This is a genomic window from Arthrobacter sp. EpRS71, from assembly GCF_001512285.1.
GTDB lineage: Bacteria > Actinomycetota > Actinomycetes > Actinomycetales > Micrococcaceae > Arthrobacter.
Map to the genome: position 1 here is coordinate 36,725 of NZ_LNUV01000001.1, position 13,896 is coordinate 50,620.

General features: G+C 64.5%; 16 protein-coding genes. 14 read left to right on the forward strand and 2 right to left on the reverse strand.

Annotated elements, in window-relative coordinates; genetic code table 11:
* Positions 1-119: 119 nt before the first annotated feature.
* The 11 genes from AR689_RS00185 to AR689_RS00235 all read left to right on the forward strand — a co-directional run bounded on the left by AR689_RS00185 (position 120) and on the right by AR689_RS00235 (position 10,698).
* Positions 120-1,031, forward strand: a complete 912-nt coding sequence (locus AR689_RS00185; RefSeq protein ID WP_062065112.1) for a shikimate dehydrogenase — start codon at positions 120-122, stop codon at positions 1,029-1,031.
* The gene (locus tag AR689_RS00190) at positions 1,031-2,905 is read left to right on the forward strand and encodes a bifunctional sugar phosphate isomerase/epimerase/4-hydroxyphenylpyruvate dioxygenase family protein (RefSeq protein ID WP_062065115.1); all 1,875 of its coding nucleotides are present in this window, start codon (positions 1,031-1,033) and stop codon (positions 2,903-2,905) included. Before AR689_RS00185 ends, AR689_RS00190 begins: the two co-directional genes overlap by 1 nt.
* Before the next feature lie 54 nt (positions 2,906-2,959).
* A complete protein-coding gene (pcaH, locus tag AR689_RS00195) occupies positions 2,960-3,829 on the forward strand; it encodes a protocatechuate 3,4-dioxygenase subunit beta (RefSeq protein ID WP_062065118.1) in 870 nt (289 codons plus the stop codon).
* A 4-nt stretch (positions 3,830-3,833) separates the two neighbouring features.
* Complete coding sequence (pcaG, locus tag AR689_RS00200) at positions 3,834-4,448, forward strand: protocatechuate 3,4-dioxygenase subunit alpha (RefSeq protein ID WP_062065121.1); 615 nt, start codon at positions 3,834-3,836, stop codon at positions 4,446-4,448.
* Entirely contained in the window at positions 4,445-5,863 is a 1,419-nt protein-coding gene (locus AR689_RS00205) for a lyase family protein (RefSeq protein ID WP_062065125.1), read from the forward strand. Before pcaG ends, AR689_RS00205 begins: the two co-directional genes overlap by 4 nt.
* Entirely contained in the window at positions 5,856-6,659 is an 804-nt protein-coding gene (locus AR689_RS00210; RefSeq protein ID WP_062065128.1) for an alpha/beta fold hydrolase, read from the forward strand. The genes AR689_RS00205 and AR689_RS00210 overlap by 8 nt, the downstream gene beginning before the upstream one ends.
* Complete coding sequence (gene pcaC / locus AR689_RS00215) at positions 6,656-7,099, forward strand: 4-carboxymuconolactone decarboxylase (protein WP_062065131.1); 444 nt, start codon at positions 6,656-6,658, stop codon at positions 7,097-7,099. Before AR689_RS00210 ends, pcaC begins: the two co-directional genes overlap by 4 nt.
* Positions 7,100-7,175: 76 nt before the next feature.
* On the forward strand, positions 7,176-8,390 hold the full coding sequence (locus AR689_RS00220) for a thiolase family protein (protein WP_062065133.1): 1,215 nt from the start codon (positions 7,176-7,178) through the stop codon (positions 8,388-8,390).
* A gap of 13 nt (positions 8,391-8,403) precedes the next feature.
* Complete coding sequence (locus AR689_RS00225) at positions 8,404-9,105, forward strand: 3-oxoacid CoA-transferase subunit A (protein WP_062065136.1); 702 nt, start codon at positions 8,404-8,406, stop codon at positions 9,103-9,105.
* 2 nt (positions 9,106-9,107) lie between these two features.
* Positions 9,108-9,776: a 3-oxoacid CoA-transferase subunit B gene (locus tag AR689_RS00230; protein WP_062066030.1), complete on the forward strand. Its 669-nt coding sequence runs from the start codon at positions 9,108-9,110 to the stop codon at positions 9,774-9,776.
* 118 nt (positions 9,777-9,894) lie between these two features.
* A complete protein-coding gene (locus tag AR689_RS00235; RefSeq protein ID WP_062065140.1) occupies positions 9,895-10,698 on the forward strand; it encodes an IclR family transcriptional regulator domain-containing protein in 804 nt (267 codons plus the stop codon).
* Here the strand turns inward: AR689_RS00235 and AR689_RS00240 are convergent, their stop codons facing one another.
* Both AR689_RS00240 and AR689_RS00245 read right to left on the reverse strand, forming a co-directional pair.
* Positions 10,699-11,058 carry an iron chaperone gene (locus tag AR689_RS00240; protein ID WP_231745378.1) on the reverse strand — a complete coding sequence of 120 codons (360 nt, stop codon included), beginning with the start codon at positions 11,056-11,058 and terminating at the stop codon, positions 10,699-10,701.
* Between the two features lie 26 nt (positions 11,059-11,084).
* The gene (locus AR689_RS00245) at positions 11,085-11,483 is read right to left on the reverse strand and encodes a RidA family protein (protein WP_024818696.1); all 399 of its coding nucleotides are present in this window, start codon (positions 11,481-11,483) and stop codon (positions 11,085-11,087) included.
* A gap of 135 nt (positions 11,484-11,618) precedes the next feature.
* Here AR689_RS00245 and AR689_RS00250 point away from each other — a divergent pair, with 135 nt between their 5' ends.
* The 3 genes from AR689_RS00250 to AR689_RS00260 are packed head-to-tail and all read left to right on the forward strand — an operon-like array spanning position 11,619 to position 13,850.
* The gene (locus AR689_RS00250; protein ID WP_062065146.1) at positions 11,619-12,473 is read left to right on the forward strand and encodes a fumarylacetoacetate hydrolase family protein; all 855 of its coding nucleotides are present in this window, start codon (positions 11,619-11,621) and stop codon (positions 12,471-12,473) included.
* An 18-nt stretch (positions 12,474-12,491) separates the two neighbouring features.
* Complete coding sequence (locus tag AR689_RS00255) at positions 12,492-12,974, forward strand: cupin domain-containing protein (RefSeq protein WP_062065150.1); 483 nt, start codon at positions 12,492-12,494, stop codon at positions 12,972-12,974.
* Between the two features lie 3 nt (positions 12,975-12,977).
* The gene (locus AR689_RS00260; protein ID WP_062065153.1) at positions 12,978-13,850 is read left to right on the forward strand and encodes an acyl-CoA thioesterase; all 873 of its coding nucleotides are present in this window, start codon (positions 12,978-12,980) and stop codon (positions 13,848-13,850) included.
* The last annotated feature ends 46 nt before the right edge of the window (positions 13,851-13,896 follow it).

Below are 13,896 nucleotides of genomic sequence, written 5' to 3' on the forward strand. Positions count from 1 at the left end.
CGCGATAAGAACAAGCGTGCGGAATATGAACACTTGTAGTAATCTAAAGAACACCCGGTCAGGCGGCACTCCCAGCGAATGCCCCCACGCCGCGGTGCTGAAGTCAAAGGAGCTTTAGGATGAGCAACCAAGCCGAGTCCGTTCTGGTGGGCCTCATAGGCGAAGGCGTCATGCCCTCGCTTACACCGCCCATGCATGAACGCGAAGCTGACGTCCAGGGCCTTCGCTTGCTGTACCGCCCCATCGATCTTCTGGAACTGCAGTTGCCGGCCGCCGCCGTCGGGGATCTCCTCACCGCAGCCCAGCGCATGGGCTTCAACGGCCTGAACATCACGCACCCGTGCAAGCAGTTGGTCCTTGAGCACCTTGACGAAATTTCCGACGACGCCGCGCGCCTGGGTGCCGTGAATACGGTCCTGATCCGGGACGGTCGGCTGATCGGCCACAACACAGACTTCTCCGGCTTCGGCTCGGCGCTCGCCGACGGCCTCCCCGAGGCTCAACTCGACCGTGTGGTCCAGTTGGGAGCGGGCGGCGCCGGTTCCGCCGTCGCCTATGCGCTCCTCAAAGCCGGCGTCAGCACGCTGGACCTGGTGGACATGGACCCGGCCCGGGCCGCGGAACGTGCCGCCGAACTGGGTGAACTCTTCCCGGCTGCCACGGTCACGCCGCGCAGCACGGACGAACTCCCGCAGATCATGCCCCTCGCCGACGGCCTGGTGCACTGCACTCCCATCGGCATGGCAGCGCACCCGGGCCTGCCGCTGGACATGGAGCTGCTGGAACCTCGGCATTGGGTGGCGGACATCGTGTACCGCCCCATCGAAACGCGGCTGGTCCGCGAGGCGCGGGCCAAGGGATGCGACGTCCTCGACGGCGGGCGGATGGCAGTTGGCCAGGCGGCCGACGCTTTCCAACTCATCACAGGTCGCGAGGCAGACCGCGAGCGAATGCGGGCGCACTTCCTTGAGCTGATCGCGGTGGAAGACGCCCAAGCTGCAGCCCCCGAGCTGACGAAGGCGGGCCACTGATGCGCACCGGTATCGCCACTGTCTGCCTGTCCGGCACGCTGAAGGAAAAGATGCAGGCCTGCGCCATCGCGGGCTTCGACGGCATCGAGATCTTTGAGCAGGACCTCGTGACGTCCCCGCACAGCCCGGAAGAAGTCCGGACAATGGCCGCCGACCTCGGCCTCGGCCTGGACCTCTACCAGCCTTTCCGGGATTTCGACGGCGTCACCCCGGAACTGCTCAAGGCCAACCTCAAGCGGGCCGAGGCCAAGTTCAAGCTCATGTCACGCTTGGGCATGGATACCATCCTGGTCTGCTCCAACGTGGCGACAGCCACGATTGATGACGACGATCTCAGGGCCGAGCAGCTCGCGGAATTGGCAGAGTTGGCGGGAGCACACGGCGTCAAGGTTGCCTACGAAGCCCTGGCGTGGGGCAAATACGTCAACGACTACGAGCACGCCTACCGCCTGGTTGACATGGTGGACCACCCCAACCTCGGCACCTGCTTGGATTCGTTCCACATCCTGTCCCGCGACTGGGACACCGCACCGATCGAGCAAATCAACGCGGAGAAAATCTTCTTCGTCCAGGTTGCCGACGCCCCCAAACTCTCCATGGACGTGCTGTCCTGGAGCCGCCACTACCGGGTTTTCCCGGGTGAGGGACAGTTCGAACTCGCCAAGTTCATGGGACACGTTGTCCGCGCCGGGTACACCGGGCCTGTCTCGTTGGAAGTCTTCAATGACGTCTTCCGCCAGTCGGACACCGAGCGCACCGCCGTGGACGCCATGCGTTCACTCATCTGGCTGGAGGAGCAGAGCGCCAAGTGGCTCGCCCATGCCTCCGGAGCAGATGCGCCGGACAACAAAGCCGCGGGCCGCCGTCGTTATCCCATGGAACTGGCCACGCTGCCCAAGGTGAACGAGCCCGCCGGCTTCAACTTCGCCGAGGTCAAGGCCGACGACACCGCGCAACTGGAGAAGCTCCTTGGCCAGCTCGGCTTCGGGTTCGAAGGCCGCCACCGCACCAAGGACGTCCAGCTCTGGACCATGGGCCAGGCCCGCGTGATCATCAACGAACAAGCGGCCTCGCACTTGGAGCCGGCTATCGCCGCTTTGGGGTTCGACGTCGACTCTCCAGTGATTGCCTCCGCTCGCGCCCAGCAACTCAAGGCGCCAGTGGTTGCCCGCAAGGTCCAGGCCGACGAGGAAGTCTTCCAAGGCATCTCCGCCCCGGACTCCACCGAGATCTTCCTGTGCCAGGGCAGCCCGGACGGGACGGCGGCGTGGACGCACGAGTTCGGCGAGGGCCTGGAACATGCCCCCAGCGCACAGAACGCAGTCATTGACCACGTGAACCTGGCCCAGCCGTGGCAGCACTTTGACGAAGCCGTCCTCTTCTACACCAGTGCTTTGGCCTTGGAACCCCAGCCGTTCGCGGAGGTCCCCAGCCCCAGCGGACTCGTGCGCTCGCAGGTGATGCAGACCAGCAACAAGGCGGTCAGGCTGGTCCTGAACCTGGCTCCGGCCCAGCAGGCACAAGAAAAAGCCCGCAAAACGTACCAGGAACACATCGCGTTCGCCGTGGACGACCTCGTGGCAACTGCCCGGTCCGCACGTGATCGCGGCCTCGAGTTCCTGCAGATTCCGGCCAACTACTACGAGGACCTGGACGCCCGGTTCGATCTTGAACCCGGCTTCCTGGCCACCCTCAAGGATCTCAACCTCCTGTATGACCGGGACGCCAACGGCGAATTCCTCCACTTCTACACGGCCACTGTGGGCAGTGTGTTCTTCGAAATGGTGGAGCGCCGGGGCAACTACGACGGCTACGGGGCGCCCAACGCCCCAGTGCGCCACGCCGTCCAATACGACTCGCTCCACCGGGTGTAAACCCACCGCAGCCGCCCATAGACCACAAGAACCGTCAACCGAAAGGAGCCGGCCGTGCCACAGGAACAGACAGCACAGGCGCTCGTATCAGAGGAACTCGTGCCGCCAGCTGAGCCGCATGCCGCACACGAGTCCAAGAAGGTGGAAACCCAGGCGGATCTCAGTGCTGAGATCAAAGCCATGGGTGATCGCTACGCCGAGGCACTGAACAACGGCCGTGCGCCGGAGACGATGCCGCGCCTGGATTACTCGCCGTACAGGAGCAGCATCCTCCGCCACCCCACCAAAAACCTGCACCACGCGGACCCGGAGACCATCGAGCTCTACTCGCCCGCCTTCGGCCACCAGGACGTGCACGCGCTGGAATCGGACCTGACCATCCAGCACAACGGTGAGCCCCAGGGCGAACGCATCATCGTGGCCGGCCGCGTCCTCGATGGCGACGGCAGGCCTGTTGCGGGTCAGCTCGTGGAGATCTGGCAGGCCAACGCCTCCGGCCGCTACATCCACAAACGCGATCAGCACCCGGCGCCGCTGGATCCGAACTTCACCGGCGTTGGCCGCTGCATCACCGGTGACGACGGCTCGTACAGCTTCACCACCATCAAGCCCGGCGCGTACCCGTGGAAGAACCACCTGAACGCCTGGCGTCCGGCGCACATCCACTTCTCCATGTTCGGCTCGGAGTTCACCCAGCGCATCGTCACCCAGATGTACTTCCCGGGCGACCAGCTCTTCCCGTTGGACCCCATCTACCAGTCGATCGTGGACCAGGACGCCCGCGACCGCCTCGTGGCACAGTACGATCACGAGCTGACGAGCCCCGAGTGGGCGCTCGGCTACAAGTGGGACATCATCCTGACCGGTTCAAAGCGCACCTGGACAGAGAACGAAGCATACGGCGACGCCGGGGACGAGGAGTAAGCGCATGAGCAAGCTGGCACCCACACCGGGTCAGACTGTTGGCCCCTTCTACGGCTACGCCCTCCCCTTTAATAAGGACAACGAACTCCTGGCTCCGGGCAGCCCCGGCAGCATCCGCCTCCAAGGCACGGTGTATGACGGCGCGGGGAACGCTATCCCGGACGCCATCCTGGAAATCTGGCAGCCGGATTCTGAAGGCAAGATCGTCCAGCGCACCGGCTCCCTGGTCCGTGACGGCTACACATTTACCGGCTGGGGCCGCGGTTCCGTAGGCAACTCCGGCGTGTACACGTTCACTACGGTCAACCCCGGCCCTACGGCTCCCGGCGCCGCCGCGTTCATCTCCGTGGCCGTCTTTGCCCGCGGCCTCATGAACCGCCTGTTCACCCGCGTGTACCTTCCCGAAAACGAGGAAGCGCTGGCGAACGATCCGCTGCTGAGCTCCCTCGACCCGGAGCGCCGCAAAACGCTGATCGCCCGCCGCGATCCCGACGGTGGCCTCACCTGGGACATCCGCCTGCAGGGCGGCGACGAGACCGTGTTCTTGGACTTCCAGCAGGACGGCTCGCTGGAAACCAGCGTCAACGCGGACCATTCTGAAGGGGAAACCCGGGCATGACCGACGGCGACTTCGGCCTCCTTAGCCCCGTCTCGGCGTCGCCCGCTGTGGCAGCGCTGACAGGCGACCGTGCCCTGCTCGCGGCGATCCTCGACGTCGAAGCCTCCTGGGCTGCCGTCCTTGAGGGTGCGGGGCTTGTCCCTGCCGGATCCGCGGCTGTGGTGGCCGAAGCCGCCTCCGTCGAGTACTATGACGCCGCCTCAGTTGCGGAACGCGCCCAGGGTGGCGGCAACCCGGTGATCCCCTTGCTCGGCGACCTCCGCGCCCGCGTCCGGGAGCTGGACACCTCCGGAATCGGTGCCAGCAAGGCGGTTCACGCCACGCTGACCAGCCAGGATGTCTTGGACACCTCGCTGATGCTGCTGGCGCATCGCACGGCCTCCGCGGTCCTGCTTGACGTAAAGCGCACGACGACGGCGCTCGCCACCTTGGCGGAGCAGCATACGGACACGCTGTGCGTGGGCAGGAGCCTGACCCAGCACGCGCTTCCGTACACGTTCGGGCTCAAGGCTGCGCAGTGGTTCCAGGGCGTGGCCGCTGCGGGTGCCCGGTTGGAATCCCTTGAAGTGCCGGTGCAGTTCGGCGGGGCCGGCGGGACGTTGGCCTCAAGCACGAAGCTCACCGCTGGAACGGACTCCACGCCGTTTACCCTTGCGGATTCCTTGGCTGCCGAGCTGGGCCTCGCACCTGTTCCGGCGCCGTGGCACACCAACCGCCTCGCGGTCACAGCCCTCGGCGACGGGCTCGCCGCCCTCATCGATTCCTTCGGCAAGATCGCTGCGGACCTGCTGTTCTTGAGTCGCCCGGAAGTGGGCGAACTTGGCGAACCGCTGGCTGCCGGACGCGGTGTTTCCTCGGCCATGCCGCAGAAACAGAACCCAGTCCTGTCCGTGCTCATCCGAAGCGCAGCGTTGCAGGCTCCTGGTCTTGCCGCGCAACTGCATCTTGCCGCAGCAACCTTCAACGACGAGCGCCCCGACGGTGCCTGGCACAGTGAATGGCCGGCCCTGCGCCAGCTGCTCGCCCTTGCTTTGGGCGCAGCTAACCAGCTGAGGGAGCTCACCGAAGGCCTCCGGGTCTTCCCCGACGCCATGCGCCGGAACCTCGGGATCTCGGGTCCGCTGCTGCTCAGCGAAGGTGTGCAGGCCGCCGTCGCGCCTCTCTTGGGCGAGGACGGAAAGCAGAAGCTGCAGGGCGTCGTCGACGAAACCCTGAAGGCGCCCGCCGCCGAGCAGTCCCGGATCTACACCAAGCTTCTGCGTGAAGCCGTGCCTGTGGACAAGCTGTCAGACGCCGAACTCGAAGCTCTCCTGGACCCCGCAAGCTACCTCGGCGAGGCATCGGAGATCAGCCGCCGCATCCTTGCCGCCTACCCGGATTATGCAGGAACCTCGAAAGGAGCCACACGTGGCTAAGCCAACTGTCAAGGCCGTGCTGCTCTCCCCGCAGCGCGAACTCGGAGCCAAACCGCTCTTGGTAGTGGGCCCGTCGCTGGGCACGTCCACTGTGCTGTGGACTGAAACGGCGGCGCTCCTCGGCGACGAGTACGACGTCATCGGGTGGGACCTCCCCGGCCACGGCATCTCGCCGACCACCACGGAAGGTTTCGACGTCGCGGAACTGGCTGACGCCGTCGTCGATCTTGTTGATTCGGTTGCCCCCGGCGTGAGGTTCCACTACGCCGGTGTTTCGCTGGGCGGGGCCACGGGCCTGCAGCTCGGCATCAAGCACGGCGACCGGCTCCGCAGCCTGTCCGTCCAGTGCAGCGGCGCCAAGCTCGGCACCCCCGAAGGCTGGCTGGAGCGTGCGGAGACCGTCCGCAAACTTGGCACGCCTGTGATGATCCAGGGCTCCGCGGAGCGCTGGTTTGGGCCGGGCTTCATGGACCGCCAGCCGGACATCAGCAGCCGCCTCCTGCACGCCCTCCGAGACGCAGACCGCTTTGGCTACTCGTTCTGCTGCGAAGCCCTCGCCGCTTTCGACGTCCGCGAGCAGCTGGGCAGCATCACTGTCCCCACCCAGGTGATTGCCGGCGTCGAGGATTCAGTAGCGCCGCCGTCGATGGCCGAATCTGTGGCGGACGGGATCAGGGCCGGTGGAGGGTCTGCCGTGGTGGAAACGCTCGACGGCGTCGCGCACCTGGCACCTGCAGAAGCACCGGCCGATGTGGCAGAGCTGATGCGCACTTTCATGAAGGAGAACGGACTGTGAGTACTATTTCCGGCGATGCCGAACGTAACGGCGCCGTCCAGCCTGACGCTACCGCCCAGGACATTTACGACGCCGGCATGGTGGTTCGCCGCGAAGTGCTCGGCGACGCGCACGTGGACCGGGCCAACGCAGGTAAGGATTCCTTCACCGAGGACTACCAGGACATGATCACCAGGATCGCCTGGGGTGGCATCTGGACGCGACCCGGCCTGAGCCGGCAGATGCGGTCCGCCGTCACCCTCACCGCACTGGTGGCGCATGGTCACTGGGAGGAGCTGGCCATGCACGTCCGGGCAGCCCTCAACAACGGCCTGAGCAGGGACGAGATCAAGGAAATCCTGCTGCAGACCGCCATCTATTGCAGTGTGCCGTCGGCCAACTCGGCCTTCAAGACGGCCCAAAAAATATTCGCCGACATTGACGCATCCGAACCCAACTAGGTCGCACTTCAGGTCGTTCTGAACGCTGAGAACGGCCTGAATTGCTACCTAGTTGGGCAAGAGAAAGAGAAAACCCATGAATCAGGCTTTTGTGTACGACGCCGTGCGCACGCCCTTTGGCAAGTTCGGCTCCGGTCTTGCCGCTGTTCGCCCGGATGACCTTGCCGCGCACGTGGTCCGTGAGTCCGTCAGGCGTGCTCCGGGGCTTGATCCGGAGCGGATTGACGAGGTGGTGTTCGGCAACGCCAATGGTGCTGGCGAGGAAAACCGCAACGTGGCCCGCATGGCTACGCTCCTGGCTGGCCTGCCGGTTTCCATTCCCGGTACCAGCGTGAACCGGCTCTGCGGGTCCTCGTTGGATGCGGCGATCATCGCTTCGCGGCAGATCAATGCCGGCGACGCTGAGTTGATGCTGGTGGGCGGGGCCGAGTCCATGTCCCGCGCGCCGTGGGTGCTGCCCAAGACGTCCAAGCCCTACCCGGCTGGTGACATGACCCTGGCCTCCACCACGCTGGGTTGGCGTTTGGTGAACCCTGCCATGAACAAGGACTGGACCATTTCCTTGGGCGAGGCCACCGAACGGCTGCGCGAGAAGTACGGGATCACCCGGGAGCGGCAGGATGCTTTTGCGGCGGACTCGCACAACTTGGCCGATGCTGCGTGGAACGAAGGCTTCTACGACAACCTTGTGTCTCAGGTTCCGGGGACCGATCTTGTCCGGGATGAGGGCATCCGTGCCGGTTCTTCGGCGGAGAAGCTTGCCGGGTTGAAGACCGTGTTCCGTCCTGAGTCTGACGGGCCCGACGGCGGTACGGTCACCGCCGGGAATGCCTCGCCTTTGTCTGATGGTGCTTCGGCGGCGTGGATCGGTTCCGAGGCTGCGTCTTCCATTCTTGGCCTGGAGCCGTTGGCCCGTATCGCTGGCCGGGGTGCGCATGGCAATGATCCCCAGTTCTTCGGTTTCGCCCCGGTGGAGGCCGCGAACAAGGCCCTCGCGAAGGCGGGCATTGGCTGGGACCAGGTGGGCGCCGTCGAACTTAACGAAGCGTTCGCCGCGCAATCGCTGGCGTGCGTTGACGCGTGGGGGATCGACCCCGCAATCGTGAACCAGCACGGTGGCGCGATCGCGATGGGCCACCCGCTCGGTGCCTCCGGTACGCGGATCCTGGGCACGCTGGCCCGCTCCCTGCAGGCTTCCGGTCAGCGTTGGGGTGTCGCGGCGATCTGCATCGGCGTGGGACAAGGCCTGGCGGTAGTGCTCGAAAACGTCACTGCCGGCGCGTCGGCATAGAAGGGTATGAATCATGCTGAAATTTATTGACACTGTGGGCGAGGCTGTCGCCGGCATCAAGGATGGGTCCACGGTGATGATCGGAGGCTTCGGCAACGCCGGGCAGCCGTTCGAACTGATCGACGCCCTCATGGATTGCGGCGCGAAGGACCTGACCGTGGTCAACAACAACGCTGGCCAAGGCGACCAAGGCCTGGCGTTGCTGATCAAGGAAGGCCGGGTCCGCAAGATGATCTGTTCCTTCCCGCGGCAGTCCGATTCCTGGCACTTCGACGCCAAGTATCACGCCGGCGAGATTGAGCTGGAACTGGTTCCGCAAGGCAACCTGGCCGAGCGCATCCGTGCCGCTGGCGCCGGCATTGGGGGTTTCTTCACGCCGACCGGCTATGGCACCACCTTGGCTGAGGGCAAGGAAAGCAGGTTCTTGGACGGCAAGTGGCAGGTGTTCGAAACGCCGATCCACGCCGACGTCGCCTTGATCAAGGCACTCAAGGCTGACGGCAAGGGCAACCTCGTCTACCGAAAGACCGCCCGGAACTTCGGCCCCATCATGGCTGCAGCGGCCAAGCACACCATCGTGCAGGTCTCGGAGATCGTGCCCACGGGTTCCCTGGATCCGGAAAACGTGGTGACACCCGGTATCTATGTCAACAGCGTGGTCCGCGTCGGCTCTGCCGGCGGCGGAGTCGGCACCAGCACAGAGAAGGTGGCGTGATCATGAGCACCCAGACAAGCATCCAGACGTCCGAGAAGCCGCTGGGCCGCGACGAGCTCGCGCAGTTGGTGGCCCGGGATATCGCACCCGGCTCGTTCGTGAACCTGGGCATCGGCCAGCCCACCCTCGTGTCCAATTACCTCACCGAGGAACAAAACATCACGCTCCACACGGAGAACGGGATGCTCGGCATGGGCCCGGCGGCTGAGGGCGACGACATCGACGGCGACCTCATCAACGCCGGCAAGATCCCCGTCACCGAGCTGCCCGGGGCCTCGTATTTCCACCACGCCGACTCGTTCGCGATCATGCGCGGCGGGCACTTGGACATCTGCGTCCTCGGCGCCTTCCAAGTCTCCGCCACCGGTGACCTCGCCAACTGGCACACGGGAGCCCCGGACGCGATCCCGGCCGTCGGCGGGGCCATGGACCTGGCCACCGGCGCCAAAGACGTGTTCGTGATGATGACACTCCTGACGCGCGAGGGCGTATCCAAGCTCGTGGAACAGTGCACGTACCCGCTCACCGGCGTGGGCTGCGTGACCCGCGTGTACACGGACAAGGCTGTGTTCCTCACCGGTCCCCATGGCGTTACAGTGCGCGAGACTTTCGGCTGCACCTTCGAGGAGATTCAGGAACTCGTGCCGCTGCCCTTGAAGAAGGCAGAGTAGGCCCCGCAAGTTCCGGCCCCTGCGTTGTGAGGCCCGCTCTGCGCGCTATTTCGCGAGTTTAGGGCGCAGAGTAGGCCCCGCAACGTTGGGTCCTCTACGCACCCTAGGATTGGTAACCATGAGCGAATCCGCAGTAGCCCCGCAGGCAAGCGACCAGTATGTCCAGTCGCTGGCCCGTGGGCTCGCCGTGATCCGGGCGTTCGACGCGAACAACCCCGTGATGACACTCAGCGAAGTCGCTGCCCGCACGGACCTGACGCGCGCCACGGCCAGGAGGTTCCTGCACACCCTGGTTGAGCTCGGCTACGTCCGCACCGACGGCAAAACCTTCGCGCTCACGGCAAAGGTGCTGCAGCTCGGGTACTCATACCTTTCGGCGCTGTCTTTACCGCAGTTGGCACAGCCGCACCTGGAGCAGCTGAGCCTGAAATTGGGGGAGTCCACCTCCGCCGCGGTTCTGGACGGGCCTGACATTTTCTACGTGGCCCGCGTTGCCACGCGCCGAATCATGAACGTCGGGATTACGGTGGGCACCCGCTTCCCGGCTTACGCCACGTCCATGGGTCGCGTCCTGCTCGCCGGGTTGCCGCAGGCCAAGCTTGAGGCGTACCTCTCGACGGCGGAACTCACCCCGCTCACGCCGCGAACCGTCGCCAGCGCCTCCGACTTGAGGGCCGCCGTCGAGCATGTCCGTGCGCAAGGCTGGTGCCTGCTGGACCAGGAGCTGGAAATCGGCCTCATGTCCATCGCAGCCCCGGTGTGGAACCGAAACAACGGCGACAATGTGGCTGCGATCAACGTGTCCCTCCAGGCCCAGGCGGTCGCGTCCCAGCCGGACCCGGACGCGTACTTGGATTCAGTCCGCACCGAAGTGGTGGCTACGGCCAACGCCATTTCTCAGGACGTGTCCGCGAAGCACTGATTACTTCCGGATTGCTGCCAACCTGGTTTCCAGGATCCGGCGCACCAGGGAGTCCGGCACGGGGTTGTCCGCGGAAAACCGCAGCGTCCCCGGCGACCACGAATAGCCGCCGAGCTCCTCCGACATTTCCGGCAGGATCTGCCCGCTGAACGGGTACAGGGCCAAGTGTTTCTTGGTTTCGAGCACGCTCAGGAAGCCCTTGCCATCAACCAGCAGCGCGGGCATGCCGTAGCTGACGCCTTCTTCGGCATCGGGCGCGAGCTCGCGGGCAATCCCCACAATCCTTTCGAGAATGATGCGGTTGCCCTCCGTGACGCTTTCCAGGTATTCGGTGACGGTTCCCATAGGGACATGGTTCACCACCTGCGCCTATATCGGCCAGAGGTTTAGCGCTCCGGGATCACCGCGATGCCCTGGATTTCGATCAGGGCCTCTTTCTGCCACAGCCGCGTGACGCCGATGCCCGCCATGGCCGGGTACTGGGATCCCGCCATCTCACGCCAGATGCGCCCGATTTCGCGGCCGTTGGCCATGTAGTCATCCACATCGGTCAGGTAGATGGTCACGTTCACCAGGTCTTCAGGCTGCCCGCCGGCCTCGCGCAGGGTGGTGATCACGTTGGAGAACGCCTGCGTGAACTGTTCCACGATGCCGCCGGGAACAATGTTCATGTTCTTGTCCAAAGCCGTCTGCCCGCCCAGGAAAACGGTGTTGCCGGCCAGGATGCCGTGCGCGAAACCCGATGGTTTGGGCAGCGATTCCGGGTTGATCGTTGTGTGGCTCATGCTGTTCCTCCTCGTTGTGGCAACTGCAAAAACTTTTGGAAAGCCTCTGTGCAGATCATTTCTGCCGTGCTACGTTGAGCATATGTGACGATCGTAAAAAAGTCGACACATCACAAATCTCGAAGGGAACCCGCAATGAAACTCGCCACCCTGCGCACGGCCAATGGAGGAACGACGGCGGCACTCGCCACGGGCGCCGACACTTACCTCACCCTGCCCGCCAATGATGTCGGCGCGCTCCTGGCTCGGCCGGACTGGCGGAACGTTGTTGAAGAGGCTGCAGCGTCAAAGGAGCAGACCATCGTTGCAGCCGCCGACGCTGATTTCGCCCCGCTGCTCCCCAATGCCGGCAAAGTCATCTGCTGCGGCCTCAACTACGGGGACCACATCCAGGAAATGGGCCGGGATCTTCCGGAGTACCCCACCCTGTTTGCCAAGTACGCAGACACGCTGATGGGGGCCAACGATCCCGTGGAGGTCACGGGCAGCGTCCGCGTCGACTGGGAAGCCGAGCTGGCCGTCGTCGTGGGTTCTGAACTGTTTCACGCTGACGAGGACCAAGCGCGCGAGGCAATCGCCGGGTACACCGTAGCCAACGACGTTTCCATGCGTGATTGGCAGAACCGGACGCTGCAGTGGTTCCAAGGTAAGGCCTGGGACCGGAGCACGCCGGTAGGGCCTGTGCTGGTCACAGCGGACGAAGCCGGCGAGCATTTCCAGGTTCGCGGCTATGTCAACGGGGAATTGGTGCAGGACGGCAACACCAGCACGCTGGTTTTCGGCCCCGCACAGCTGCTTTCGTACATTTCACAATTCACCATCCTCCGTCCCGGTGACCTTGTGCTCACCGGAACGCCCGGGGGAGTGGGCATGGGGATGACCCCGCCGCGCTTCCTGGCGGACGGCGACACCCTGGTCACCGAAATCGATGGAATCGGCCGGTTGGAAAACCAGTTCCGGATCCACGCACACGCTGAAGCAACCGTCTAACAACAAAGGAGAAATCCCATGAGCCAGACCACCACCGAATACCGCCTCGAAGGCGACAACTCCATTTATGCCCAGGCTGACGGCAAGGTAGTACCGGTTGTTACCCGGGCCGGCGCCGAGGACACCAACACCGCACAGTCGGGGGACTGCATCCGCGTCTCCGGCGTCAGCATCCAGCACACCCCGGCAACCAAGATCTGGTTCGGCCAGGTATCCAACACCCCCGGCTACCGCTCGCTCCCGCACCACCACGGCGAGGCTGAGACCGGCGGCTACGTGCTCCGCGGCCACGGCAGGATCTACTTCGGAGAAAACTACTCGGAGTTCATCGACATGAAAGCCGGCGACTGGGTGTTCGTGCCGCCGTTCATGCCGCACGTGGAAGCCAACATGTCAATCACCGAGGAACTGGTCTGGTTGACCGCGCGGACGCCGGAGAACCTCGTGGTGAACCTTGAGGACGTAGCCGACGAAACCCTCGCCGACTACCGCCGGGTCTAAGCTATGATCACTGGAACCCTGACCTCAGAGACCTTCCTCCGGGCTGTCGAGCTCACGGAAACGGAGCCGCAGGTCTTCGACGAAGCCTATGAAGCAACCACTCAGTACGTGCCGTGGCCCAAGGCTTACGGTGGAGACATGGTGGCGCAGGCTGCGGCTGCGATGATGCGCTCGGTGGGTGCTGACAGGCAACTCCACTCGATGCACAGTTACTTCATGCGCCCGGTGGACATCGGTTCCAGCGTTCGGTACGAGGTGGAACGTCTGCGCGATGGGCGCGGATACTCCACCAGGACAGTCCGCGGTTTCCAGAACGGAAAGCCCGTCTATGCCGCCATGGGTTCATTCCAGGTTCCCGAAGAGGGCCCGGACTTCCAGCCCCAGGCCCCGGCCGCCGTCGGGCCTGAATCGCTGCGGACAGCAGCGGAAGCGCTGGATGGTGTGGACGGTCAGGCCGCGGAGTACTGGTCCACGGGTCGTAGTTTCGATATGCGGCATATTCCCGGACCGGTATACATCGAGCTTGAGGGCGGGGCTGTTCCGCAGCAAGCCATTTGGGTCAAGGCCTTCGACGCATTACCCGACGGCGCCGACCTCCACCGCGCAGCACTGGCTTACGTGTGCGACTACACCATCCTGGAGCCCTTGCTCCGGGTCAACGGCCTCAACTGGTCCAGCCCGGGCCTTGCCACCGCATCCCTGGATCACTCCATGTGGTTCCACCGGGACGGCCGCGCAGATGAGTGGGTCCTGTACGCGCAGGACGCCATCTCCGGCCAGAGCAACCGCGGACTGGCCATGGGCCGCTTCTTCGATCAACAAGGAAGGCTGCTGGCCACGGTTGCCCAAGAGGGCATGATCCGGGCCGGCGCCTGAACAGCTTCAACCCCCAACCATCCGTCCGCTTCAACGACGCACCACT